Genomic DNA, 24302 nt, shown 5'->3' with positions numbered 1-24302 from the left:
GGCGATCAGAGCTTATATTTGGCGCGGATGTAGCCGACGTATTCTTTGACGAGCTCGCGCTCCATGTCGTCGGCGTAGCGGAACTGCAGGCCGCAGACGTTGCGGTACAGGCTGCCCTTGGGCGCGCGGCGCACCCAACACACGATGCCCAGCTGCTCGGGCAGCTCGTGGCGCTCGCCCTGCAGGCGGATCGTGGGCATTTGCACGGCCAGGGCCTCGCCCACGTCGGGGTAATCGTTGAGGTAGATAGCCAGACCGCCGGCCGAGACGTCGATGGTCATGGCGTCCTCGGGCTCGGGGGTCGGCGCGTTGTCGCGCTGGTAGGTCAGGCGCATGGCGACCTTAAAACGCTCGTCGCGGCGCTTGACAAAGCTGCGCTGCTCGGCGACTTTGCGCATTTTCCAATAGGTGCGGATGCCCTTTTTCTCGACTGCCTCGGGATAGCCGGCGAGCACGAACGTCTCCTCGCCTACTTTGTACTGCAGCAGCAGCTTTTGGTTTTCGTCCATGAGCAGCGGCTTGCCGGCAAGCATGGGCGCGCTCATAAGAAAGTACGCCTCGTCCAGGTCCTCTTTGTACGTGGCGAGCATGTTGAAGTCGGTTTTTTGGCCCATGGGCACGTCGAATGCCACCTGAAGCTTAGTCCCCGGCGTTATCTGTTGCTCTGCCATGTATTCTCCCCTAGTCGCGGGCGCCGATATCATCGTCGTGCGCGATGCACATTGGGCTATTGTAACTGCTTTGCCGCAGGTTTCGGTGGGCAGTGCGCGAAATGGCGGGATGTGGGGCACGGGTGAACGCGCAGCCGCTCTGTGCGCGGCATCAATCTGGCAGCGATGCATGTCCCCCGACAGACCGTCTGTCTGTCTCTCAGCCATCTCTCATTTATCTTTCAGCTTAGAGATGAGTGAGAGATGAGAGACAAAAATGCCGTTATCGGTTCAAGCAAATCACGTTCGCGCAGGTAAACTCATGTATACGGGAACTTTGACTCGATCCCCTAGCCACCTTGCAGCATTGTTATCTCTCATATTTATCTCTCGTCTTTCTGTTATCTCTCGTATTAGTGACGAATGAGAGATGAGAGATGCGTGAGTGATGGACGAGTGTGATTTTTTGGACGGTCGGAAAATCCCTCAAATAAAAAACGGGGCCGGCCTTACGCCGAGCCCCGTTTTCAAACGGTCAGTTAGTTATCCAACGCGCGAGCATTGCAGTCAACATTACGCCGCCGCGAACACTCCCAAGCCCGTTCCGATGATGCAGATTGCGAAGATGCCCAAGATGATCCAAATGGTCTTGACGCCCTTTTTATAGAGGGCAACGCAAGCGAACGTTGCCAGCAAGGGCAGCAGACCGGGGAAGATCGAATCGAACAGATCCTGCAGGACAATCTCCGAACCACCCACGTCAAAGGTCAAAGCAGTGGACAGTGAGACCTGCGCCGCAATCATCGCGCCAATGACGGTCATTCCGAGGACACCGGCAGCATGCGTCATGCGAGACATAAGGTTGTTCTCTTCGGACTGCTGCAGGAACTTGGTTCCCAGGTCGTATCCCAGATGGGCGGCGACGATACGCGTTGCAAAGTTAATCACGGAGTAGATGAGCGCGTACACGATGGGGCCGAGCGGGTTGCCCGTCGAAGCGATGCCAATACCAATGCCGGCGGCAACCACGCGGAACGTACCCCAGTAGAACGAATCGCCGATGCCGGAAAGCGGTCCCATGAGGCCGACCTTCATGGCGTTAATCGAGGACGTGTCGAAGTTCTTATCGGCAGCCGCCTGCTCTTCCATCGAAACCGTTAGACCGGCTACAAACGGAAGCACATGAGGCGTGATGTTAAAGAACTCGGTATGGCGATCGAGCGCCGCATAGTAATCGTCGTCGTTGGGATAGATCTTTCGCAGGGGCTTCTGAATGGTGTACATGAAGCCCATTGCCATCATCTTGTCGTACGACTGCGAGCACTGGCTCGTAAACTGGCGAAGGAACATGCTCCGATACATATCGGGAGTCATAATCGCGTCCTTCTTGGCCTCTTTGAGGTCAGTGTTCTGGATAGCCATTAGAAGTCCTCCTCTTCATCTGCAGCAACCGTCTGCGGACCGGACGAGCCCTCGCGGAAGGCCAGGAGCAGCGCGACGCAAATGGCAGCTGCGGCGACGCCGACCACGTCCATCTTGAGGTAGATGACCATAATGAAGCCCAGGAACAGCCAGGGAAGGAGCTTGTTATCGCCCATGGTCCTGATAAGAAGAGCGAAGCCGATGCAGACCATGACCCCGGACGCAACGTTGAGGCCGTCCATCACAAACTGCGGAATCGCGTTGAGCGCATTGTTGATAAGGTCGGCACCAAAGAACAGTGAGCCAAACACCAGCAGTGCAGACGGAATGCCAATCGACAGCGGCACGATAGTCAGATGGTACAGATTCGCCTTGGCAAGATCGCGATTTGCCAGAGCGGTCTCAATCTTCTTGCAGGCAAAGGCACCCGGAACGGCGTAGCAGAAGTTGCGCCACACCTGAAGGAAGACGGAGACGGGAAGGGCGAGCGCGACGGCAGTTGCCGTGCCCGTACCCGTAATGACGGCAAACGCGCAGCCAAGCACGCCGGAGGCATAGACCTCGGGAGGAACCGCCGCGCCGACCATGATGGCGCCCATGAACATGGATTCCAAAGCCGCGCCGACGATAACGCCCTGCTGGACATCGCCAAGGATCAAGCCGACAAACAGGCTCGTAAACAGCGGACGACCAAGCATCGTAATGCCAAATAATTGCTCGTCCATGGACGCAATAAATGCGACCAGTGCAACTAGAAGATACTGGACAACCATTTCGATCAACCCCAGAAACAGGTCTGCAGGCGAGGCATTCTGCGCAGCTCGCCTGCAGACAACCGCAGCAATTTGAGAGGATTAGTAGTTCATCTGGTGATAGTAACGACGCGTGGTGAGCGGGTGGTTACGGACGTGCTCGAGATGGCAGCTCAGACGCTCGGTGATGGTGTAGGTGACCATCGGGGAGACGATCTTGCGGAACTCGGGGTCGCTGAACGGCAGCTCGACCTCGGCGGTGTCAAACTTGTTCACGCGGACGTTGACGCCCTTCTCGTCGGCGAGCATGTGAGTGAAGTTGTCCACGCGGTCCATGAGCTTACGGGTGTCGTCCTCGCCGTAGAGCATGATGAGGCTCGTGCCTTCCTCGCACAGCTCGATGGTGCCGTGGAAGAACTCGGCGGCGTGGATGGACTTGGTCTTGATCCACTGCATCTCCTCGAGGATGCACATGGCGTAGTCGTAGGCCTCACCCCAGAGCATGCCGGAGCCAATCACCATGTGGTAATCGGTGTCCTTGAAGTCCTCGGCCATGGCGGCGCAGCGCTCGTCCTGAGCGTCCTTGGCCTTGATGAGGTACGGAGCGATGTTGCCGAACTCTTCCATGAAGGTGTCGTACTTGGGGAAGGCGCCGGCGTTCTTGAGGAAGCGGGCGATCAGCGTGATCTGGTAGGTGTAGATGGCCTCGCACAGAACGTCGTCCTCGGCGAAGCTGAAGAACTTGTAATCGGCGTACTCGGTGGCCGGGGTGTTGTCGTTGGAGACATACATCAGCGTGCGGGCGCCCTGCTCCTGGCAGAACTTGGCAGCCTCAATGATCTCGGGGGTGGTGCCGGTACGGGTGGAGAAGACGCAGACCGAGTCCTTGTTGAAGGTCTTGGGCGGGCATGCGAGGAACTCAGCGGCGATCTCGCAGTGGACGTCGACGTCGGCCGTGGTGGTCTCGACCCAATACTTCATCGGGAGCGTGTGGGCCCAGGTGCCGCCGCAGCCGATGAAGAAGATGTTGGAATAACCCTGCTCGCAGACCTTGTCCACGGCAGCCTCAATCTGAGGACGGAGAGCGAGGGCATCGCTCACAACCTTCTCGTAACGAGGCTCATCGAAATTGAACATCCCTTACTCCTAACTCACTTGGATGAACCCTTCATTCATCCCATGACGTTATAATACTTTATATAACTAACTATGCAAGAACTATTTCAGATTTTTTTGATTTTTCTTTAATAAAAAGCCCGCCGATCAAATGATCGACGGGCATAGGCATAGAGCATTGGTTCAATAAATGCCGAGCATCAACGTGTTTCCGGCTAGAGAACGTCCTTGGCAAACACCTTAGCGTCATTGGGGACCTGACGGATTTCGATGGCCACGCCATCGCCCAGGAGCTCTTGGATATGCTCGGCATCTTTCTCGGTCGCAAAGATCGCAGGGGTCGGATGAAGCGTGGTCTCAGGGGTCTTTCGGGTTCCGCCCAGATTGATCTCTTTGATGTCTTTGCAACCCTTAGCGAGACGATAGACATCTTCAATCGTCTCAGTGATGATAAACAGCGAATACTTGTCGGTAACGCCGCTGTTGAGCGCCTCGATAGCAGCGTCAACATCCTTGATGACGAGTTTAACGCCGTTGGGGCGGGCGAGCCTCAAGGCCGCCTTCCTCATGTCGTCTTTTGCCACAGCATCGCTGGCAAGCAAGATGCAATCTACATCCAAAGCGTGAGTCCAGGACATGGCAACTTGGCCGTGAATCAGTCGGTAATCAACTCTCGTAAGCTTAATCATCGTTATCATCTCCGCACGTGATAAAGGGAATGACAGGTGTGGCCCCTAGCTAGGGCTCGAACCAGAACTAACTAGAACTCTTCTTCCTCGGCGCCGGCAAGCATGTCCGCCGCCTCGCAAAGCTGAATAAACGAACGCGATCCCTCGACCGCGGCTTTGGCCTTGTCCGCATCCAGGGAGTCCAGCTGTGTAACCATTTCCACCAGCAGCGGCAAGTTCATTCCAGCGATTAACGTAAACGATCCGTCGGTCTGCCTCTGAATGAATTCGTTGTTTACAGAGCCGCCAAAGATGTCAGTCACGACAAACCAAGAGTCGGCAGGGCCCCTCGTCTCCATCCATGCATCAATCAACGCCGCGACATCCCTTGAATCGTCATCGACATAGGCGCACAGGCACTCGATTCGGTCGTTGGTGCCCATCAGAATCTCCAGAGAGCTTTTCATGCCTTGGGCGAGATAACCATGACTCGCTAGCAATATCTTATTCATAGTTCTCCAATACCAATAGGACGTACTATATTGTCATAACAAAGTATATTAGCAATCTACCCTACGTGGTGTGTCTATTTTCCAAATCCGCGAACGGTAACAATTGGTCGGTAAATCGACCAATCTATCTCTAATTTACAAATAGAACTTCAGTCGCTCGGTGCAGTACACCTGACGGGAGATGAAAAGCGGCTCGCCACTTGGAGCATAACGTCTATCGACAAACAGAAGCAGCGAAGAGTCCAGCTCCACATTAAGGTATGCCGCCTCGAGCTCGCTCGCATAGCAGACCTCGAGCGTACGCGTGTTGGGACCCATCTTGATCCCCTGGCGATCGAGTACCGCCATCAGCGAATCATCGAGGGACTCATGCTCCAAAAAAGAAAGCGCAGCGGAATAGCTATTGGTTTCCAGCATCGTGGGCTTGCCATCCACAAGGCGCAGACGACGGCTACGCAATACCTTTTGGGTATCGTCTACGCCCAGGAACTTCGCGTCTCGCAGACTTGGGAAGTCCCAGCCCATTTCGAGAACCCTGGTAGACGCCTGTTTGCCCGCAAGCTGGCACGAATGGGTAAAGCTCTCACGGTCGTCCGCGGCATACATCTGCGTGTCCGACGAAACGAACGTGCCCTTGCCGCGGGCCCTCTCAACAAGCCCAGCATCTTCCATTTCTTTAATTGCGGAGCGAACCGTTATTCGGCTCACGCCAAATTGCTCGATAAGCTCCGCCTCGGTCGGAAGCTTATCTCCCGGGCGGTACGTGCCGTTGGCGATTGAATCAGAAAGCGCACGAACAATCTGTTTGTACAGGGGGATAACGCTATTTGCCTCAACCATATCAACCATACCTTTACAAGAAATCAGCAGTTTATAGATAGATGACTTATATTGTATTAGAACTTTTTAGGAGTCCATATATTTCCTAAATGATTCGGTAAACGGGGTGTTATTTCACTTTAGCGGGATGCAGCGGCTACCCGCGGCATTCGCCGTCAACCCAGTTAGGCTAGTCCACCCACATCGTCTTCAGTTCGATGCAGAGCCGCGGCCCCATATGGGTATACTCTCGGGGATTCGACTCGATTCGCCCCCGCTGGGGCGTCAAAGGAGACTGCATATGCCCACCACCTCAACCGACCCGCGCGCCGCTGCCGCCGCGCTGCTGGTGCCCGGAACCACCTGCCACGGCTTTACCGTCGAACGCCGCGAGACCGTGCCCGAGCTCGACGCAGACGCTTACGTGCTGCGCCACACCGCCTCGGGCGCTCGCCTGCTGTACCTGGCATGCGACGACGAAAACAAGGCCTTTGCCATTGGCTTTAAGACGCCGCCGGCCGATTCCACCGGCGTGTTCCATATTCTTGAGCACTCGGTGCTGTGCGGATCGGCCAAGTTCCCCGTCAAGGAGCCATTTGTCGATCTGATCAAGAGCTCCATGCAAACGTTCCTCAACGCCATGACCTACCCCGACAAGACCATCTACCCCGTTGCCACCACCAACGAGCAGGACCTGTACAACCTGATGGACGTGTACCTGGACGCGGTGTTCAACCCGGCCATCTATACCAAGCCCACCCTTTTTGAGCAGGAGGGCTGGCACTACGAGCTGGACCTGCCGGAGAGCGCCGAGAGCGAGGGCGATGGCAGCTCCGCGAGCCTGCGCGAGGGCACGCTGCGCTATAACGGCGTGGTGTTCAACGAGATGAAGGGCGCGCTGTCCGACCCCATGAGCGTGCTGGACGACGCCGTCAACGCCGCGCTCTATCCCGACACCGCCTATGCGCACGAGAGCGGCGGCGACCCGCGCGCGATTCCCGCGCTCAGCTACGAGCAGTTCCTAGACACGCACGCGCGCCACTACAATCCTTCCAACTCCTACATCACGCTCTACGGCGACCTGGACGTGGACCGCGCACTGGCCTTTTTGGACGAGCGCTATCTGTCGCAGCCGAGTGCCGCGAGCCGCCGCATGGACGCCGCCGTTGTCGCCGGCGAGGACCCGTCCACGCTGGCACCCAATCCGCTGGGCGTGCAGGCGCCCGTGACCTGCGAGTATAAACGCGTCGAGATGGCCACCACGCCCGAGAACGCCCTGGTGGGACTGGGCCTTGTGCTGGGCAGCGCGCTCGACCGCAAGCGTACGATCGCGGCGGATATCCTGTTCGAGACGCTGCTGGGCTCCAACGAAGCGCCGGTTAAGAAGGCCATTCTGGCCGCCGGCCTGGGCGGCAACGTGGTGAGCTACACCGCGGCCGAGAGCCTGCAGCCCTACGAGCTCATCATGCTGCAAAACGCGCAGCCCGGCGTGGCGCGCGAGCTGCGTCGTGTGTTCCAGAACGCCTGCCGCGACCTGTGCGAACACGGCGTTCCGCGCGAGCGCCTGGAAGCCATTATCAGCAGCAACGAATACGACCTGCGCCAGCGCGACTACGGTATCGCCGACGGCGTGGCCATTGCGTGCGACGCGCTGAGCACCTGGCTCTACGATGACGACGCCGCGACGCTGGCGCTCAAGTACGGCCCGGTGTACGAGGAGCTTCGTAGCGAGCTGGACGGCAGCTATTTTGAGGACCTGCTGCGCGAGCTGGTGCTGGAAAACGACCACATGGCACTGGTCGAGCTGGTGCCGGTGGACGCCGCCGAGGGTTCGGAGGGTGCCGAGGCCGCCGAGCTGGCAGCCAAGCGCGATGCCATGACCGATGCCGAGCTGGCCGACGTGGTCGAGCGCACGGCCGCGCTGCGTGCCGCGCAGGAGGCAGAAGACACGCCCGAGGCCAAGGCCACGCTGCCGCGCCTGCGCGTGTCCGACATTGGCGAGGCGCGCCCCGAGCCGCCGCTGGTCGTAGACACGACCACGCCCATCCCCTGCCTGCGCCACGACATCCCCACCAACCGCCTGGCCTATGCCATGCAGTATTTCGACCTGGGATGCGTCGCGTTTGAGGACCTGCCCTACGTGACGCTGCTCTGCCGCCTGCTCAAACAGCTGCCCACGAGCGAGCACTCGGCCGAGGAGCTCGACAACCTGCTCGCCGGCAAGCTGGGCTTTTTGAGCTTTACGACCGAGGTCATGACGCAGCCCGAAGTGGACGGCGTGCGCCCCTACCTGCTGGTGAGCGCCGGCGCCCTGTCCGAGAAGATCGATGCGCTGGCGAGCCTGCCGCGCGAGGTATGGTCGAGCACGCTTTTGGCAGATGCCGACGCCGACCGCGTGCGCGACGTGCTCACGCAGATTCGCATTGGGCTTGAGCAGGGCTTTATCAACAACGGCCACTCGGCGGCGCTCGGTCGCGCGATGAGCTACAGCTCGCCTTCGGCCGTGGTTCGTGAGCAGCTCTCGGGCGTGGACTTCTACCTGTTCCTGCGCGATTTGCTCGAGCACTTTGACGAGCGCCTGGACGGCCTGCGCGCCAAGCTTGCCGAGCTGGCAGACCGCATCTTTGTGGCCGATGGCTGCATGGCGAGCTTTACCGGCAGCGACGAGGACTTTGACGCGTACTGGGATGCCGCGGGTAACCTGGGGCTTGGCGCGGGCGACGGCGCCGATGCCGGCCGCGACGCGCTCGTGGTGCCGACGCCGTGCAATCGCCACGAGGCTTTTGTCATCCCCAGCGACATCTGCTTTGCGGCAAGCGCGTGCGACCCGCGTCGCCTAGGCATTGACGTGACAGGCGCTTGGGCCGTGGCTGCCAACGCGCTCTCCTACGATTACCTGTGGAACGAGATTCGCGTGAAGGGCGGTGCATACGGCTGCGGATTCCGCGCAGCCGGCGAGCGCCAGACGGCGTTCTACACCTACCGCGACCCGGCAATCGATCCCTCGATTGAGCGCGTGGCGCGCGCGGGCGAATGGCTCGGCAGCTTTGAGCCCGACGGGGCCGCCTTTGAGGGCTTTATCGTGAGCTGCGTGAGCGGCATGGACGCGCCGGTAAAGCCGTACGCGCTCACCAAGCGCCGCAACACGACCTATCTGGCCGGGCTCGATCCGCATGCGCGCGAGGAGCGTCGCGCCCAGATGCTCGCCGCCACGCCCGGTGAGCTGCGCTCGCTCGGCGCCGACGTGACGCGCATTGCGGCCGAGTCGCCCACCTGCGTCTTTGGCGGCCGCGACGTCATCGCCAAGAGCAACGCCGGCTTTAACGTCGTCGACCTGATGGGCTAACCACAGCAAGCAAAACCACTACAAAGGGGACAGGCCCCTTTGTAGTGGTTCGAACACTTGTTCTATACGTACACATGTTCTATAGTATGGGTGATTGCATCGGATCAAAATTGCAACTAGAATATAGTTGCAGAATGTGAGGCGGGATGACTCGAGCCGATAAACTCATCGCCCAACTGTTTAGCTGCCCTTCGACGTATCGGTATGCCGATTTTTTAAAAGTCATGGCCTCATATGGCTTTGAAATGGACAGCAAAGGCAAGACATCCGGATCGCGCATTCGCTTCTACAGGCCCTCAGATGGCAGGATGTTCGTGATGCACGCGCCTCATCCATCTGACGAATTGACAGCGGGGACAATTCGAAACATCGTTCGATTTCTGCAGGATGTCGGAGGCAGTCATGAGTAACGTTTTGGCATACAAGGGCTATTTCGCCCCAGTCGAGTTCGATGCCGAGCAGCATGTACTAACAGGTATGGTCGCCGGCATTAGGGACGCAATTGTATTTGAAGGCTCCAAGGCTGAAGAAGTGGAGCAATGCTTCCACGACGCCGTCGACGATTACCTTGAGTTTTGTGCCGAAAAGGGCAAGGAACCAGAGCGGGCTTTTAAGGGCTCGTTCAATGTGAGAACAGGCTCCGAGCTTCACAAGCAGGCAGCACTGGCGGCGGCAAAGAAGGGCGAGTCACTCAATAAGTTTGTGACCGAAGCAATCGCCGCGGCGTTATAGCGTTAACGCATGGGCCAAAACCACCACAAAGGGGACAGGCACCTTTGTGGTGGTTTCGACATTTGCCCAGATAAAACCTGCCAAAATAAACCTGTCCCTTTTTGGTAGGTTTGGGAGAGGAAGCCGGGATGGACAAGGCTGAGTTGCGGCGGGCGGTGATTGCTCGGCGCGATGCTCTTGATTTGGACTTGCGGGCGGCGAAGTCTGCTGATATCTGTGCGCGGCTGGTTGAGCTGCTGGGCCGCTTGGATGCCGCGGCGCCGCACACCGTTGCCGTCTATGCCGCGATGGGTTCCGAAGTCGACTCAGCCGCGTTTGCCGCAGCTGCCTCCAAACGTGGCTGGCGCGTGGCCTATCCGTGCATGCTCTCGGCAACAGACGCCGCAGCTTGTGGCCAGCGCATGTGTATGCGGGCAGTTGCTGCCGGCGACGCGGACGCGGCTACGTTTATCGCCCACCCCACGCGGGCCTTTGCGGCCACGGACATCGACAGCAGCCGCTTCCCTATCGTGCCTGCCGAAGCTCTCGACATGATCGTCGTGCCGCTCGTAGCATTCGACCGCACCGGCACGCGCCTAGGCTACGGCGGCGGCTGCTATGACCGCTACCTGCCCATGCTCTCGCCCGCATGCCAAATCATCGGCATCGCCTTTGACGAGCAGCGTGTCGATCACGTTCCCACCGATGTCCACGACCTGCCGCTACCCCACATCATCAGCGCCTAACGGCTGGCGCACCTCCCGACAGGCCTAGTGCTCTTCGCCGGCGCGGGCCAGGTCGTAGGGTGTGGTCTGGTAGACGTAGTAGTTGAGCCAATTGGTGTAGAACAGCTGAGCCTGGCTGCGCCAGACGTTACGCGGCTCGGCGGTGGGGTCGTCGTTCGGGAAGTAATGCGCCGGCACCTGAGGGTTGAGGCCGCGCTTAACGTCGCGCTCGTACTCCAGACGCAACGTGTCGGTATCGTACTCGGGATGGCCAAAGACAAAGAAGCGACGGCTGTCGGTCGACTTGACAATGTACAGGCCTACCTCGTCGGACACGGCCACGACTTCAAGCTGCGGCTCGGCCTCCACGTCCTCGCGGCGCACATCGGTGTTGCGCGAATGCACGGCATAGAAGCGGTCGTCAAAGCCGCGGACCAGCGGGCTTTGCGGCTTCACCAGATAATGCTCAAATACGCCGCTCGCCTTTGCCGGCAGGTCGTACTTCTGGATACCGTAATGATGGTAGAGCCCCGCCTGCGCGCCCCAACAAATGTGCAGCGTGGAGTGCACGTGCGTGGTGGACCAATCCATGATCTGGCAGAGCTCGGGCCAGTAGTCGACCTCCTCGAACGGCATCTGCTCCACCGGCGCGCCCGTGATGATCAGGCCGTCGTAGTGGATGTCGCGGATGTCGTCGAACGTGCGGTAGAACGTCTCCAGGTGGCCGGCGCTCACGTGCGTGGCCTCGTGCGTCTTGGTGCGCAGCAGGTCCACCTCCACCTGCAACGGCGTGTTGGAGAGTTTGCGCATAATCTGCGTCTCGGTGGCGATCTTGGTGGGCATGAGGTTGAGGATGAGCACACGCAGCGGACGGATGTCCTGGTGCAGCGCGCGGTACTCGGTCATGACAAAGATGTTCTCGCTCTCGAGCTGCGCGGCGGCAGGGAGGGCGTCGGGGATGCGAATGGGCATGGATGCTCCTTACGAGTCAGTTGCAGCTATGGTACAACGAGCGGCCCCATCCGCGCGAGCACATCGCCCGGCGATGTCGCCAGCGGCCCAAATCACTCCAAAAGTAGAGATTAAAGCATGTCCCAAAAATCTACTTCGCTTTAGCTTAGCAAAGTGACAGCAGGACGCTACAATGGTTCGATGCGAGAAACTCGGCCGAAAGGATACATATATGTACCAGACGCGTAAGATCGGTGTGGTCGGCCAGGGCCACGTAGGAGCACATGTCGCCAACAGCCTGCTCATGCAGGGCATTGCCGATGAGCTGTACCTGTGCGATATCAACGAGACCAAGGTGACATCCGAGGTCCAGGACCTGCGCGACTCCCTTTCGTTTGTCCCGTACAACACCAAGATCGTCAACTGCTACGACCACTACGAGGAGCTGGCCTGCTGCGACGTCATCGTCAACGCTGCCGGCAAGGTCGCGCTGGCCGCCGGCAACCGCGACGGTGAGCTGTTCTTTACCACCGACGCCGCCCGCACCTTTGCCAAGCGCATCGTCGACGCCGGCTTTGACGGCATCTTCGTGAGCATCTCCAACCCCTGCGACGTCGTGTGCACCGAGCTGTGGCACCTGACCGGCTACGATCCCAAGAAGATCATCGGCTCGGGCTGCGGTCTGGACTCCGCCCGCCTGCGCACCGAGATCTCCAAGAAGGTCGGTGTGAGCCCCAAGTCCATCGACGCCTACATGATCGGCGAGCATGGCTTTAGCCAGCTGGCCGCCTTTAAGGCCGCAACCATCGCCGGCAAGAGCCTCAACGAGCTTCAGGCCGAAAACCCCGACAAGTACGCCTTTGACCACATGGAGGTCGAGGAGCTCGCGCGCAAGGGCGGCTATGTGACCTACCAGGGCAAGCAGTGCACCGAGTACGCCGTCGCCAACTCCGCTGCGCGTGTCTGCGCCGCCGTGCTGCACAACGAGCATGCCGTGCTTTCGGCCTCCACGCTCATGACCGGCCAGTATGGCGAGGAGGGCATCTTCACCTCCCTGCCGTGCGTGATCGGCGCCGAGGGCGTCGAGGAGGTCTACACGCTCGACCTTTCCGAGCACGAGCTCGAGGGCTTCCACAAGAGCTGCCAGCACATTCGCGACAACATCGCCCAGCTCGACTGGTGGGATGCCGAGGCCTACGACGCAAAGTAGTTCGCCGGTTGACGCGGCAACTCGCTCATAACGGACGCAATGCAGGGCGGGCCGTGCCGGAAATCCCCGGCACGGCCCGCTTTTTTGGCTCACGCGACACGCTCGCAGATTCAGGTCTAATACTTTTCCCGCAAAGTGAGCGAGCAAAATCGGACCCCCGAAGCATCGACACTTTTCAGCTGCTATTTCCTGCGGTTTCATCGAGATTTTCCTGCGGTTTTGGCGCCAAAAAGTGCGGATGCTTCAGGGGTCCAAAATAGGTCGTTCACTTCTGGGGAAAGTATTTGACTTCGTTATCAGACAGCTGGGACGGGGTGCCGCGACGCAAACGGGACCCTCGTTTGGTGAAGGCCCCGTCATAAAAGATTGCTTTCCCAGCTACTTAGTACTGCTCGATGCCCATGTAGCGACGAACCTCGGGGCTGTGGTCGAACACCTTGCCGCGGGCGGCGCGCAGCTCGCAGCTCATCGCGTAGAAGAAGATCGGCTCCAAGAACGAACGCACGCTGGCGGGCACGTCGCCCAGGCCGTACTCGAGCGCATCGAGTACCATGACCGTATCGGTGTGCGTGTTGAGGAACGCAAGTGCGCGCTCCTCCATGGGGCGGCACTCACCCGATCCGAGCTGCACAAAGTAGAACACGCCGGGCTCGGTGGCCTCGAAGGGACCGTGGAAGTACTCGCCGGAATGGATGTAGCAGCAGTGCTGCCACTGCATCTCCATGAGCGAACAGATGGCCATAGCGTAGGTCTGGCTAAAGTTGGGGCCGGATCCCAGGATATAGAAGAACTTGTGCTGCTGGCAGAGCTCGGCAAAGTGATCGCCCAGCTCGGCGTTGACCTTCTCGCGGGCGGCGGGCAGCAGCGCGTCCATCTGCTTAAGGCCGGCGTAGATGTCGGCGAGCGCCTCGTAGCCCTCCTGCTGGTCGAGCAGCTCGGCAGCCATTAGCACGCCAATGCCCTGCGGGACCTCGGCCTGCGACTCGCCCTTGCCCCACGGATAGACCCAGGTGGTCCACTTGCCGTTGTCGATCTTTGAGCCCTCGCAGTCGGTGAGGGCAACGACCTCGGCGCCGGCTGCCAGCGCCATCTCGCAACCGTCGACGACCTCCTGCGTATTGCCGCTGTGGCTGCAGGCGATGACGAGTGACTTCTCGCCAAGACTCTTGGGGGCCATCAGGCAAAACTCGCGCGCCGTGTAAACCGTCGAGGTAAACGTGGTCGCCTCGCGCTTGAGCAGCTCGTTGGCCGGCATCAGGTCGATCATCGAACCGCCGCAGGCGATCCAAAAGACATTCTCGACCTTGCCCTTGCGCTCGATAATTTCCTGAATCAGATCATGTGCGTTCATGCTGATGCTCCTCCTTGTGTGGTGGCTTTTGGTGGCGGCTGCTCGTACCTGCGGTCGTTCTATGTTGTCCTATTTATAGCACGCAAGCTGTCGTGGGTGAAGTCATTTCGCCAAACTTGTTCTATGTTGTTCTATCTGTGGACGTTAGATGTCAAACACGTAGCGCGAGCCAACGATCTTTTGACGACCGAGCAGTAGGGGCCGCTCGTCCGCATCGGTAAAGTACGCCTCCATATAAAAGAGCGGCTCGCCGACCGGCACCTCCAGCAGCGGGGCCGCCTGAGCATCGGCAAGCGCAATCTCCACGGTGCAGGGATCGGACTTGAGCGGCGCGCGGCCCGAATGCTCTGCAACGAGCGCAAAGATCGAGTTATCGGCGAGGTCTTTATCGGCAAGCGTCTGCAGGTAGGGATGGTCGGCGAGCACAAAGGCGTTGTTCTCGAGCATGACGGGCACGCCGTCGGCCGTGCGCACGCGCTCGACCACGATAAGCTCACAGCCGGGTTCCACCCCAAAAAACGCCGCATCCTCGTGCGTCGCTGCGACCACCGTGCGCGACACCAGACGCGCACCCGGCACCATGTCGTTGGCAGCACAACCCTCGGTAAAGCTCTGGACGTCACCCTTCTGGCGAATCTTGCGCTTGAGCTTGGGAGCGCACACAAAGGTACCCCTCCCCTGCTGGCGGCTGAGATACCCCGCACGCGACAGCTCCTCGATGGCGCGGCGCACGGTGATGCGTCCCACGCCGTAGGACTTCGCGAGCTCCATCTCGGAAGGAATACGCGAGCCGGCCGCGTACACGCCGCGCGCGATCTCGCCCTTTAGGTCGTCCATAACCTGCTGGTACAGCGGCACGGCGGACACCTCGGCGCGCTCGGAACGTTCGGTCTTGCTATCGGCTGCCATCATTACGCTCCATCCCGCGCATGCTCGGACTCAAATTCTTCAATCGCCGCCATAAACTGCTCGCCAAAGGCGTCGGCCTTTTTCTCGCCAATGCCGTTGACCCGGATCAGCTCCTCGCGCGTTTGAGGGCGCAGGCGGCACAGGCCGCGCAGAGCCTTGTCGGAAAAGACCATATACGGCGCCATCTCCAGCTCGGTCGAGATCTCCTTGCGCAAGGCACGCAGGCGCTCGAACAGCTCGGCATCGTCGCCCACGCGCGGGCGCTGATCCAGCTCAGCCTCCTCGCGCAGCAGATCCACCGCGCGGCGGGCGCGGGCCGAGGCCTTGCGCTTGGACGCGCGACGCTTAACGGTAAAGGCGAACGCCTCATCCTCGACCTCGCCGGCACGCGGGCCCAGCCCAACGACCGGGTACTGCCCCTGCGAGGTGGCCAAATAACCGCGGCCGCACAGCTGACCGATGATGTCCTTGATGCGCCCGACCGATTCGCTCGACAGCTCACCGTAGCCGCGGTCCTCGTCCAGATGCATCTGGCGAATGCGCTCGGTGTTGCCGCCGTGGAGCACGTCGGCGATGAGCGACTTGCCAAAGCGCATGGGGCGCGTGGCCACATAGCGCACGGTGGCGCGGGCCATATCGGTGACGTCCTCGACCTCGAACTGCGTAAGGCAGTTGCTGCAGTTGCCGCAGCCCTCGGCCTCGTCCGTGGCGGTGCTGCCCGCACCAGCCGCTGCCGCATGCTCGGCCGCGGCCTCGTCGCCAAAGTAGCGCAGCATGTATTCGCGCAGGCAGCCGGTGGTATTGCAGTAGCCCTCCATCTGGCTGAGCAGACGATATCGATTCTGGAGCGCCCACGCGCGCTGCTCGTCGTCGAGCGCCTCGTCGGCCGCATCGCCGCGGTCGATCAAAAAACGACGCATGCGAAAATCGTTGCCGTTCCACAGCAGGTGGCAGCTGGCCGGGTCGCCATCGCGACCGGCGCGGCCCGCCTCCTGGTAGTAGGCCTCGATGCTCTCGGGCACGTTGTTGTGAATCACGTAGCGCACGTTGGGCTTGTCGATGCCCATGCCAAAGGCGTTAGTGGCAACCATCACCTGAATATCGTCATCGATAAAGGCACGCTGGCTTTGGCGGCGGGCGTCGTTACCCATGCCGGCATGGTAACGACCAACGCGAATGCCGCTGGGGCCCAGCGCTTCGGCAAGCTCGCCTGCCAGCGCATCGACCGTCTTGCGGGTCGAGCAATACACGATGCCGCTCTCGCCCGAATGCGCGATCACATAATCGCGCACCCACGCGGCCTTGGCCTTGTCGCCCATCTCCTCGCAACCAAAGTAGAGGTTCTTGCGATCGAAGCCCGTCACTACCGTCGCGGGGTTTTGCAGGCCGAGCATCTGATGAATGTCCGCACGCACGCGCTCGGTTGCCGTAGCGGTAAAGGCCGCCACGATGGGGCGCTGCGGCAGGGAATCGATAAACTCGCGAATCTGCAGGTAGGCGGGGCGGAAATCCTGTCCCCATTGGCTCACGCAGTGGGCCTCGTCAATGGCCACGAGCGGCACGCCAATGCCGCCGTCCGCTGCGGCCTCCTGCGCAAAGGCCAAAAAGCGCGGCTCGAGCAGGCGCTCGGGCGCCACGTACATAAGTTGGTAGCGGCCCTCGCGCGCCCGCTTGAGCACGGTGTTTTGCTGGGCCGGAGTAAGGCTGGAGTTGAGATAGCTGGGCCGCGCACCCGCCGCGAGCAACGCGCGGGTCTGGTCCTCCATAAGCGACAGCAGCGGGCTCACCACAAAGGTGATACCGGGCAGCATGAGCGCGGGCACCTGGTAGCAAATGGACTTGCCGGCGCCCGTGGGCATAACGCCCAGCGCGTCGCAGCCGGCAAGGATCGCATCGACCATACGGTCCTGCCCCGGGCGAAACGAGGTGTAGCCAAAATAGGCGCCGAGCGTGTCGAGCGCCGTCTGCTGCATGCTATCGGTCATGGTTTCCTAACGTCCAAGTCATCTGCCGCCGATTATACGCCGCCACGCGGACCGCTGCCGTACGGCTGTCAGCCACGCTCATTCTGCGGGTAGTCATTGGGGACGTTCTTGAATGACTAGTCGTTTAAGAACGTCCCCAACGGCTAAGCTCTTGACAGGCGTGGAAACGTCTCAGGTTGAGCATAAGTCAGCGAAAACGCCCCTAAGCGAGCAAGGTGACGTGAAAGAGGAGGGAAGCGTACTTCAGTACGCGACCGACGATTGAACGTCAGATTGCCGCTTAGGGGCGTTTGCAGCGTCGACCGGTCCGCCGTTCGCTAGAACGGCGGAACCAAGGGCGCAGCGTCGGCCCGTTACGCGGTTTGGTAAAACCGCGTAACTTACATGACCATAACGTAGCGGCTGCCCACGTAGTACTGCTTACCCATCAGGACCGGCTCGCCATTGGGACCGATAAAGCCGGCACGCAGGTTGAGCAGCGGATCGTGCGGAGCAATGCCCAGCTCGGCCGCCTGCTCGGCGTTAGCTCGAACGGCCTCGACCGTGCGGTAGCCAACCGAGACAATCGGGGTTCCGCCAACACGCTCGACCTCGGCAAAAATCGACTTGTCCTCAAGATCGGCCGTCAACAGCTCACGGTAGGCGTCAAACGGCACAAAGATGTTCTCCTCAAAGATGGGTTCGCCGTCGGCCGTACGCACGCGCTTAATATGCAGCAGCAGCGCATCCTTCTGCAGGCCAAAGAACTCCATCTCGTTTTGGCGCGCCGGAACGATCTGGCAATCGACCACATGTGCACCGGCCTTCATGCCGTTGCTGGCACACAGTGCGGTAAACGTCTGCAGCGTCGAGGCGTGGAACTGGCGATTGATGTGCGGCGTGGAAACAAAGGTACCGCGGCCCTGCTGCTTAACCAGGTAGCCATCGGAGCATAGCTCTTCGACGGCGCGGCGCACCGTAATACGGCTCACCTCGTACTGCTCGGCAAGCTCAAGCTCGGACGGAATACGCTCCTTGGGTGCATAAACACCTTTCTCGATCGCGTCCTTGATTTCGTCGTAAATCTGCTGGTAAAGCGGTGCATTTTTGGGCGCAGGCATATCTAATCACTCTTATCGAAATATTAAAATAACTAATACGTATATAACGTCTTTTTATATGTTACCTCAGTTGGATAAAACGATACACCACATACAGCAAAACCTTACTTGCCGTCGTCCTGTTGCAGACTGTCCTGCTCGCTGAGGCGCGCCTGCCTGCTGGCCATGCGTGCGGGCTTGTCGGGATCGGGAACGGCCGTGGGCATGGGCTCGTCGACATGACCACCCCACCAGCCGCCCACAAAGCTGAGCGTGTGGAACACGTTGATCACGGCACCGGGATCAATGTCGCACACTAGCTTGATAATGTCCTGGCTCTCGTAGGTCGAGACAACGGTGTGCAGCAGGTACATCTTTTCACGGCTGTATCCGCCGATGACCTCGGCGCAGCTAATACCATGCTGAAAATGGTCAACATAGGCGGTCATGACCTCGTCTGCCTTGCGCGTTGTGATCTGCAGCGTCACACGGTCGTAGCGATGATAGAAGCTGTCGATGGTCTTGGTCGAAATAAACTGGAACACTATGGAGTACGCCGCGTTATCCCAGCCAAACATAAAGCCAAAGATCGCCAGGATAAAGCAGTTGAAACCAAAGATGACACCCCAGATGGTCTTACCCGTGTGGTTGGAGACCCACAGCGCGATAAAGTCGGTGCCGCCGGTAGATGCGCCGGACTTAAGCGCGATGGCAGCGCCCAGACCCGAGACCACGCCGCCAAAAATGATTAGCATGATCTTGTCGCCCAAAAACGGCGCGAAGTGAAAGACGTTGAGGAACAGCGACGAGAGCACGACCTGCGTCATCGAGAAGATGACGAAACGCTTGCTAATGCCGCTCCAGCATAGGAGCGCCACGGGGATGTTGAGCGCGAGCATACCGAGCGAGATGTCGATGTGAACGCCACCGAGCGAGGTAACGCGATCGAGCAGGACCGCGACGCCGGTAAGGCCGCTCGGAAGCAGGTCGGCGGGTTGAATGAACGCCTGGATTAGGAATGTCTGGAGAACGGCGGAAATTGTGACCGCCACGGCGGTGATGGCGCGGCGGACGATGGTGAGGCGGCCGAGCACGAGCACGCGGTCCGTGAGCTGGTCGATGGCGTTCGCCACGTAGGCTCCCTTCGAAGGCAGATGTAGTTGTGGGGCATGTCGGCGATTGTAACATGGAGCGACAGAGGGCGCCTCAATTCACCCTCTCTCGACAACCATCAGGGGGACCGTGAGGCCGCTCAAAAGAAAAACGCCGTGAAGAGAGCAATCCCTTCACGGCGAATTCGGCGTTTGCCCAGATAAAACCTGCCAAAATAAACCTGTCCCTAAATGGCAGGTAGGATGTCGGTCAGGCTGTCGATGACAACGTCGGCGGCGGACTGATCCAGGTTGACGCCCTCGTGCGGACGCAGTGCCAGGACGCGGGCGCCGGAGCGCTTGCCGGCCTCGATGCCCAAAGGCGAATCCTCGATAACCAAGCACTCGGCAGGCTCCACCCCCAGCGCCTCCATGGCACGCAGGTAGATCTCGGGGTCGGGCTTAAACGCACTGCACTCGTGACCGCTGATGGTGTAATCCAGCACATCGGCGATACCCGCAATCTCCACCAGCTCGTCAATCAACTCACGATACGACGAGCTCGCGATGGCACACTTCACGCCGCGCTCGTGCAGCTCGCGCATCACCGGCTCCGTCTGCTCGTTGAGCAGCTCGGCATACGGAACGGGGTGGTCCGGGCTGTAGACTTGCTTGTACTCCACGCGCAGGCGCTCGCGCAGCTCAATATCGTCGGGAACCAGCGTCTCCCAAATGGCGGGCTCGTTAGACCCCGAAAGATCGGGGATCTCGTCAAAGTGGAACCCCTTCTCCTCCATAAACGCCACACGGCGACGGTTATAGAACCACTCGGTATCGACCAGCACGCCGTCCATATCAAACAGCACTGCCTTGATCATACGCATCTCCTCCCACCTGCCAAAAAGGGACAGGTTTATTTTGGTAGGTTTTATCTGGGTTTTTGCGGCGCGTGCGCGCACGCCCTCCCCAGAGCAAAAAAGGGGACGGGGCGCAAACCCCATCCCCTCTCAATCAACCCGTAAGGTCTACTTACTTGTGATTAGTAGGAAAGCTTCCACATGTAGCGACGCATGGTCAGCGGGTGCTGACGGGCCTCGGCGATCTGGTTGCCGTACTCGCGCATAACGGCGAGGTGCAGCAGCGGGTTGAAGTAGGTGACGACGCTTGCCGGCACGGCGTCGGCCAGGCCGTAGTCCTTGGAGTCGATCAGAGCGACCTTGGCGCCCATGCGCTTAAGGAAGGTGAGGGCGCGGGCGTCCATCGGACGGGTGGCACCATCGGACATGAAGAAGACGTAGGGCTTACCCTCGGTGGAAACCTCGAACGGGCCGTGGAAGTACTCACCGGTGTTGTAGGCGGCGGCGTCGATCCACTGCATCTCGGTGAACAGGAAGGCGGCGTGAGAATAAGCCATCTTCTCGGAGGCACCGGAAGCCATGAAGTAGATCATCTTGTCGTCCTTGAAGTCCTCGGCGAACTTCTTGGCGAGCTTCTTGCAGGACTGAGCAGCGTTCTCGCAGAGCTCAAAGACGTTGGTGAGGCCGGTGATCATGTCCTCGTAGTGGTCATAGCCTTCGGTCTGCTGAAGGATCTCGACAGCAAGAGCGATGGCGTAGCCGGGCTTCTCGCACTTGGCAGCGAAGTTGGCGTGGAAGCCGTGAACGATGACGTAGTCAGCGTCGACGGTCAGAGCGGAGCCAGCCTTGTTGGTGAGGGAGACGACCGGGCAGTTGTGCTTCTTGGCGGTCTTGTTGGCCTCGACGGTCTCGGGCGTGGAGCCACCGAGGGAGCAGGTGATCACGAAGGTGTGCTCGTTGACCCAGGAAGGCGTGTCGTAGTTGAACTCGTTAGCGGTGAAGATCTGAACGTTCAGCTTGTCCGTGTTGTTGGCCAGGAAGTACTTGGCGGGGTAAAGGTCGGACATGGAGGCACCGCAGCCGACGAAGGCGACGCTGTGGATCTCGTGGTTGGACAGGACGTCACCGACGATCTGCTTAGGGAGGTTAAGGTCGATCTCGTACATCTGACACATTCCTTTCAATTTTTGCGGCGCCACATTGCCGGGCGCTCGCAGGGTTACCGTGATTTGGACCGAGTCGCCGGTCCGTTGAGGATGTGTCAAAGGGACTGCCCTTTGACACATTTAGGGATGGAAGCCTGCCTGGGGTATGGGATGCCAGGCAGGCCCCCGGGGGAAAGCGGTTAGGCGCTTAGTCGCGACTAGGCCAGGATGCCGACCGCGGAGAGGGCGATGCCGCCCACAATGGCGATCACGAGAAGCCAACCGGTGTTGACGTTCTTCTTGATAAGCCAGTACATAAGGCCGGTGAGGCCAAGGGAGATCATCTGGGGCATCATGCCGTCCAGGATGTCCTGGATAACGACGGTGCCGTCAGCGAACTGCAGCGGGGTGGTGGCGCCGATCAGCGTGGCGATCATGCCGCCCACGGACATAAGACCCACGATGCCGCAGACATACATGAGCTTCTCCATGAGGTCGCCGCCCTGAAGCTTGCTCAGGTACTCGTGGCCGCCCTGATAGCCCATCTTGGCTGCGAACCAAGTAATCAGCACGGAGGGGACGATGGAGATGAGAAGGGCCAGGATCGGGCCCATGATGGAGCCCTGCTGAGCCAGCTGAACGCCCAAGCCAAAGGCGATAACGCGGATGGTGCCCTGGAAGAAGGAGTCACCGATGCCGGAAAGCGGGCCCATAAGGGAGGTCTTGACCGCGTTAATCGAATCGGGGTTGAAGTTCTCGGGATCCTTGGCGTACTCCTCCTCCATGGAGGCGGCGAGGCCCAGGATGAAAGCGCTCGTCTGCGGGGTGCAGTTGTAGAACGCCATGTGACGGTGGTAAGCCTCTTTCTTAGCAGCAAGCTGCTTGGGGTCGGACTCGTCCGGATAGAGGCGATCGAGCGTGGGAACCATACCGTAGAGGAAGCCCATGTTCATCTGACGCTCGTAGTTCCAAGAGGCCTGGATGGCCCAGGAGCGCCAGAAGAACTGGCTGACCTTCTTGTTCAGGGACACGTCCTTGGTTGCGGTTGCCATAGTGTGTTCCTCCTTAGTCTTCGTCGTCTTCGAGCGGATCGTAGTCGGAATCGACACCGGCGGCTGCATGGGAACCGTTGAACTTGAAGCCCATGAAGACGACAGCCAGGCACACACCGATCAGAGCGACCGCGATGACGGACAGGTTGAGGTAAGCGGCGAGCAGGAAACCGATGAACAGGAACGGAGTCATACCCTTCTTGATCATCATGGTGAGCAGCAGGGCCAAGCCGTAGGCGGTCATGATCTTGGTCGAAACGTTAAGACCAGTGGACAGCCACTCGGGAACCATGTTGACGATGGCCTGAACCAGGTCGGTGCCAACAAAGACGGCGAGGAAGATCGGCAGGAAGTACATGATGGCGTACAAACCGGAGCCGGCGCAGATGTGCATACGGTAGGCGGTCTTGAACTTTCCGTTATCGATCGCGCTATCTGCCACATGGGTGAGGACGGCGATGATGGAACGGAACACGATGCCGAGGAGCTGACCCAGGACGGCGACCGGGATGGCGATCGTCATGGCGGTCTCGGCGGAAGCATCGGTCAGGCACGCAAAGGCAGCGGCCACGATGCCGCCCAGGACCATATCGGGCGGAACGGCGGCGCCGACCTGCACCAGGCCCATGGACACGAGCTCGACGGCGGCACCGACGGCAAGACCGGTGGGCACATCGCCCAGCAGCAGACCGACGAGCGTAGCGCCAACGAGGGGCTGCTCGAAGTTAAGACGACCGAGCAGGCGGGAGTCCCACATGCAGAACACGCCGACGAGGCCGACGAGCACCGCACTGATGAACGTATTCATACCCTTCTCCTTTCAGTCAGGCAAAAGCCTGGTTGATTACAGCTTGGCGTCGATGTCGACGCTCTGATACGTAGGGGTCTGCTGGACGTAGAGCTTAATGCCCATGTCGAGCAGCTGGTTGACGTCGGCCTTCTGGGTGGCGTCGAAGAAGACGGAGCTGTCCTTGCCGCCAATCTGATCGGCACCGTCGTGGTTGGCGGTGGCGCCCAGGTTGATGGCGTCGAGCTTGTAACCCTGGCAGAACTGCAGCATCTCGGCAGTGTTGCCAAAGACAAACATGACGCGCTCGCCGAGGGTGTTGAGCTTGTCCATCTTGGCGAGGGCACGCTCGACGGTGAAGACGTTCAGGCGCACGCCCTGGGGCTTGGCCAGCTTAAGAGCGCCCTTCTTGATGTCATCGTTGGCGGCGGCGTTGTCGACGACGATGATGCGCTCGGCCTGAACCTTGGTGGTCCAGGTAAAGACGACCTGGCCGTGCAGCAGACGGTAGTCAAGACGTGCGAGGACGATCTTGGCGGGACCGGAGCTGTGACGGGACGCCTTGGCCTTCTTGGCGGGAGCCGCGACGGCCTCGACCGGTGCGTTGGGGTTGGTCAGACCGGTGCGGGCCTCGTTGATGAGGGCCGCGAGCTCGGCACCCTTGATGGGGGCGGGGCTCATAGCGAGCGTCAGCGCCAGCGGAATATTGAAACCGCTGACAACCGTGAACTTCGTGCCGTTCTTGGAAAGCTCGACCATGCTGTTGTTGACCGAGCTGCCGAGCATATCGGTCAGCACATAGACGGTTTCGTCCGCGTTGAACGTGGCGATCATGGCGTCCACCTTGTTGGTGATGGGCTCCTTGTCGTCACGAGCAAGCGACACGACGTGGACGTTCGACACGTCGCCGAGAACCATCTCGAGCGTGTCTTTGGCGCCTGCGGCCAGGCCGCCATGAGATGCGAGAATGATCTGATTCATCTTGCCTCCTCCTTTTCGTTATGGTCATTATAACGTCTTATACGTTGCTTATATTGCTAATTAGTATAAAGACCGTTCGCGGGTGAAAATCGACCGTTGACGGGTTTAACGTACTTGAAACGTTGGGGCTGGATAGGCCGGCGCTGGCTGGATAACCCCAGGCCAGACGCCGTGCACAATCCT

23 protein-coding genes are annotated in these 24302 nt (G+C 59.8%); 5 read left to right on the top strand and 18 right to left on the bottom strand.

Going from position 1 to position 24302, the window contains the following annotated elements:
* Nucleotides 1-5: 5 nt before the first annotated feature.
* From DW645_RS02500 to DW645_RS02470, 7 genes are all read right to left on the bottom strand, one after another.
* Nucleotides 6-671 (bottom strand): PilZ domain-containing protein, encoded by a 666-nt coding sequence (locus DW645_RS02500; protein ID WP_158551649.1) that lies wholly within the window; start codon nt 669-671, stop codon nt 6-8.
* A 552-nt stretch (nt 672-1223) separates the two neighbouring features.
* Entirely contained in the window at nt 1224-2072 is an 849-nt protein-coding gene (locus DW645_RS02495) for a PTS system mannose/fructose/sorbose family transporter subunit IID (protein WP_199408835.1), read from the bottom strand.
* Nucleotides 2072-2845, bottom strand: a complete 774-nt coding sequence (locus tag DW645_RS02490) for a PTS sugar transporter subunit IIC (protein ID WP_117563725.1) — start codon at nt 2843-2845, stop codon at nt 2072-2074. Before DW645_RS02490 ends, DW645_RS02495 begins: the two co-directional genes overlap by 1 nt.
* Before the next feature lie 81 nt (nt 2846-2926).
* Nucleotides 2927-3961 carry an SIS domain-containing protein gene (locus tag DW645_RS02485; protein ID WP_117583836.1) on the bottom strand — a complete coding sequence of 345 codons (1035 nt, stop codon included), beginning with the start codon at nt 3959-3961 and terminating at the stop codon, nt 2927-2929.
* A 194-nt stretch (nt 3962-4155) separates the two neighbouring features.
* On the bottom strand, nt 4156-4629 hold the full coding sequence (locus DW645_RS02480; protein WP_117583837.1) for a PTS sugar transporter subunit IIB: 474 nt from the start codon (nt 4627-4629) through the stop codon (nt 4156-4158).
* 71 nt (nt 4630-4700) lie between these two features.
* Nucleotides 4701-5120, bottom strand: a complete 420-nt coding sequence (locus tag DW645_RS02475; protein ID WP_117583838.1) for a PTS sugar transporter subunit IIA — start codon at nt 5118-5120, stop codon at nt 4701-4703.
* Nucleotides 5121-5255: 135 nt separating this feature from the next.
* A complete protein-coding gene (locus tag DW645_RS02470) occupies nt 5256-5960 on the bottom strand; it encodes a GntR family transcriptional regulator (protein WP_117563729.1) in 705 nt (234 codons plus the stop codon).
* 280 nt (nt 5961-6240) lie between these two features.
* Here DW645_RS02470 and DW645_RS02465 point away from each other — a divergent pair, with 280 nt between their 5' ends.
* From DW645_RS02465 to DW645_RS02450, 4 genes are all read left to right on the top strand, one after another.
* Nucleotides 6241-9285, top strand: coding sequence for an insulinase family protein (locus tag DW645_RS02465; RefSeq protein WP_118226113.1), 3045 nt, complete (start codon nt 6241-6243; stop codon nt 9283-9285).
* 146 nt (nt 9286-9431) lie between these two features.
* Nucleotides 9432-9695, top strand: a complete 264-nt coding sequence (locus DW645_RS10220; protein ID WP_117629026.1) for a type II toxin-antitoxin system HicA family toxin — start codon at nt 9432-9434, stop codon at nt 9693-9695.
* On the top strand, nt 9688-10017 hold the full coding sequence (locus DW645_RS02455; RefSeq protein WP_117629027.1) for a type II toxin-antitoxin system HicB family antitoxin: 330 nt from the start codon (nt 9688-9690) through the stop codon (nt 10015-10017). Before DW645_RS10220 ends, DW645_RS02455 begins: the two co-directional genes overlap by 8 nt.
* A 128-nt stretch (nt 10018-10145) precedes the next feature.
* Nucleotides 10146-10742 (top strand): 5-formyltetrahydrofolate cyclo-ligase, encoded by a 597-nt coding sequence (locus tag DW645_RS02450; RefSeq protein ID WP_118226111.1) that lies wholly within the window; start codon nt 10146-10148, stop codon nt 10740-10742.
* A 24-nt stretch (nt 10743-10766) separates the two neighbouring features.
* Here the strand turns inward: DW645_RS02450 and metA are convergent, their stop codons facing one another.
* Nucleotides 10767-11693, bottom strand: coding sequence for a homoserine O-succinyltransferase (metA, locus tag DW645_RS02445; RefSeq protein WP_117583845.1), 927 nt, complete (start codon nt 11691-11693; stop codon nt 10767-10769).
* Between the two features lie 211 nt (nt 11694-11904).
* Between metA and DW645_RS02440 the strand changes: the two genes are divergently transcribed.
* On the top strand, nt 11905-12882 hold the full coding sequence (locus DW645_RS02440) for an L-lactate dehydrogenase (protein WP_117765544.1): 978 nt from the start codon (nt 11905-11907) through the stop codon (nt 12880-12882).
* A 382-nt stretch (nt 12883-13264) separates the two neighbouring features.
* Here the strand turns inward: DW645_RS02440 and DW645_RS02435 are convergent, their stop codons facing one another.
* The 10 genes from DW645_RS02435 to DW645_RS02390 form a co-directional block, all read right to left on the bottom strand.
* Nucleotides 13265-14233, bottom strand: coding sequence for an SIS domain-containing protein (locus DW645_RS02435; RefSeq protein WP_118226109.1), 969 nt, complete (start codon nt 14231-14233; stop codon nt 13265-13267).
* Between the two features lie 144 nt (nt 14234-14377).
* Nucleotides 14378-15142: a GntR family transcriptional regulator gene (locus DW645_RS02430; protein ID WP_117563752.1), complete on the bottom strand. Its 765-nt coding sequence runs from the start codon at nt 15140-15142 to the stop codon at nt 14378-14380.
* A gap of 2 nt (nt 15143-15144) precedes the next feature.
* On the bottom strand, nt 15145-17127 hold the full coding sequence (locus DW645_RS02425) for an ATP-dependent DNA helicase RecQ (RefSeq protein WP_118226107.1): 1983 nt from the start codon (nt 17125-17127) through the stop codon (nt 15145-15147).
* A gap of 380 nt (nt 17128-17507) precedes the next feature.
* Nucleotides 17508-18227, bottom strand: coding sequence for a GntR family transcriptional regulator (locus tag DW645_RS02420; protein ID WP_117773274.1), 720 nt, complete (start codon nt 18225-18227; stop codon nt 17508-17510).
* Between the two features lie 104 nt (nt 18228-18331).
* Nucleotides 18332-19339: a YitT family protein gene (locus DW645_RS02415; RefSeq protein ID WP_117637429.1), complete on the bottom strand. Its 1008-nt coding sequence runs from the start codon at nt 19337-19339 to the stop codon at nt 18332-18334.
* Between the two features lie 206 nt (nt 19340-19545).
* The gene (locus DW645_RS02410; protein ID WP_158568656.1) at nt 19546-20175 is read right to left on the bottom strand and encodes an HAD family phosphatase; all 630 of its coding nucleotides are present in this window, start codon (nt 20173-20175) and stop codon (nt 19546-19548) included.
* A gap of 161 nt (nt 20176-20336) precedes the next feature.
* Entirely contained in the window at nt 20337-21320 is a 984-nt protein-coding gene (locus tag DW645_RS02405) for an SIS domain-containing protein (protein WP_233540695.1), read from the bottom strand.
* A 197-nt stretch (nt 21321-21517) separates the two neighbouring features.
* The gene (locus DW645_RS02400; protein ID WP_118226101.1) at nt 21518-22351 is read right to left on the bottom strand and encodes a PTS system mannose/fructose/sorbose family transporter subunit IID; all 834 of its coding nucleotides are present in this window, start codon (nt 22349-22351) and stop codon (nt 21518-21520) included.
* Nucleotides 22352-22364: 13 nt separating this feature from the next.
* A complete protein-coding gene (locus DW645_RS02395) occupies nt 22365-23159 on the bottom strand; it encodes a PTS sugar transporter subunit IIC (protein ID WP_118226099.1) in 795 nt (264 codons plus the stop codon).
* Nucleotides 23160-23195: 36 nt separating this feature from the next.
* Nucleotides 23196-24119, bottom strand: coding sequence for a PTS mannose/fructose/sorbose transporter subunit IIAB (locus DW645_RS02390; protein WP_118226097.1), 924 nt, complete (start codon nt 24117-24119; stop codon nt 23196-23198).
* Nucleotides 24120-24302 lie beyond the last annotated feature (183 nt).

This window comes from Collinsella sp. AM23-17, from assembly GCF_003470945.1.
In the GTDB taxonomy this organism is placed as follows: domain Bacteria; phylum Actinomycetota; class Coriobacteriia; order Coriobacteriales; family Coriobacteriaceae; genus Collinsella; species Collinsella aerofaciens_O.
Note: the sequence above shows the minus strand (reverse complement) of the source record. Positions and strands in the feature narration are given on the sequence as shown.

Bases quoted from the DNA above. Each gene is read 5' to 3' on its own strand.
- DW645_RS02400 (WP_118226101.1), bottom strand. From the start codon at position 22,351: ATGGCAACCGCAACCAAGGACGTGTCCCTGAACAAGAAGGTCAGCCAG.
- DW645_RS02430 (WP_117563752.1), bottom strand. From the start codon at position 15,142: ATGGCAGCCGATAGCAAGACCGAACGTTCCGAGCGCGCCGAGGTGTCC.
- DW645_RS10220 (WP_117629026.1), top strand. From the start codon at position 9,432: ATGACTCGAGCCGATAAACTCATCGCCCAACTGTTTAGCTGCCCTTCG.
- DW645_RS02475 (WP_117583838.1), bottom strand. From the start codon at position 5,120: ATGAATAAGATATTGCTAGCGAGTCATGGTTATCTCGCCCAAGGCATG.
- DW645_RS02390 (WP_118226097.1), bottom strand. From the start codon at position 24,119: ATGAATCAGATCATTCTCGCATCTCATGGCGGCCTGGCCGCAGGCGCC.
- DW645_RS02495 (WP_199408835.1), bottom strand. From the start codon at position 2,072: ATGGCTATCCAGAACACTGACCTCAAAGAGGCCAAGAAGGACGCGATT.
- DW645_RS02485 (WP_117583836.1), bottom strand. From the start codon at position 3,961: ATGTTCAATTTCGATGAGCCTCGTTACGAGAAGGTTGTGAGCGATGCC.
- DW645_RS02450 (WP_118226111.1), top strand. From the start codon at position 10,146: ATGGACAAGGCTGAGTTGCGGCGGGCGGTGATTGCTCGGCGCGATGCT.
- DW645_RS02470 (WP_117563729.1), bottom strand. From the start codon at position 5,960: ATGGTTGAGGCAAATAGCGTTATCCCCCTGTACAAACAGATTGTTCGT.
- DW645_RS02440 (WP_117765544.1), top strand. From the start codon at position 11,905: ATGTACCAGACGCGTAAGATCGGTGTGGTCGGCCAGGGCCACGTAGGA.
- DW645_RS02500 (WP_158551649.1), bottom strand. From the start codon at position 671: ATGGCAGAGCAACAGATAACGCCGGGGACTAAGCTTCAGGTGGCATTC.
- DW645_RS02410 (WP_158568656.1), bottom strand. From the start codon at position 20,175: ATGATCAAGGCAGTGCTGTTTGATATGGACGGCGTGCTGGTCGATACC.
- DW645_RS02425 (WP_118226107.1), bottom strand. From the start codon at position 17,127: ATGACCGATAGCATGCAGCAGACGGCGCTCGACACGCTCGGCGCCTAT.
- DW645_RS02490 (WP_117563725.1), bottom strand. From the start codon at position 2,845: ATGGTTGTCCAGTATCTTCTAGTTGCACTGGTCGCATTTATTGCGTCC.
- DW645_RS02455 (WP_117629027.1), top strand. From the start codon at position 9,688: ATGAGTAACGTTTTGGCATACAAGGGCTATTTCGCCCCAGTCGAGTTC.
- metA (WP_117583845.1), bottom strand. From the start codon at position 11,693: ATGCCCATTCGCATCCCCGACGCCCTCCCTGCCGCCGCGCAGCTCGAG.
- DW645_RS02405 (WP_233540695.1), bottom strand. From the start codon at position 21,320: ATGTACGAGATCGACCTTAACCTCCCTAAGCAGATCGTCGGTGACGTC.
- DW645_RS02465 (WP_118226113.1), top strand. From the start codon at position 6,241: ATGCCCACCACCTCAACCGACCCGCGCGCCGCTGCCGCCGCGCTGCTG.
- DW645_RS02395 (WP_118226099.1), bottom strand. From the start codon at position 23,159: ATGAATACGTTCATCAGTGCGGTGCTCGTCGGCCTCGTCGGCGTGTTC.
- DW645_RS02435 (WP_118226109.1), bottom strand. From the start codon at position 14,233: ATGAACGCACATGATCTGATTCAGGAAATTATCGAGCGCAAGGGCAAG.
- DW645_RS02480 (WP_117583837.1), bottom strand. From the start codon at position 4,629: ATGATTAAGCTTACGAGAGTTGATTACCGACTGATTCACGGCCAAGTT.
- DW645_RS02420 (WP_117773274.1), bottom strand. From the start codon at position 18,227: ATGCCTGCGCCCAAAAATGCACCGCTTTACCAGCAGATTTACGACGAA.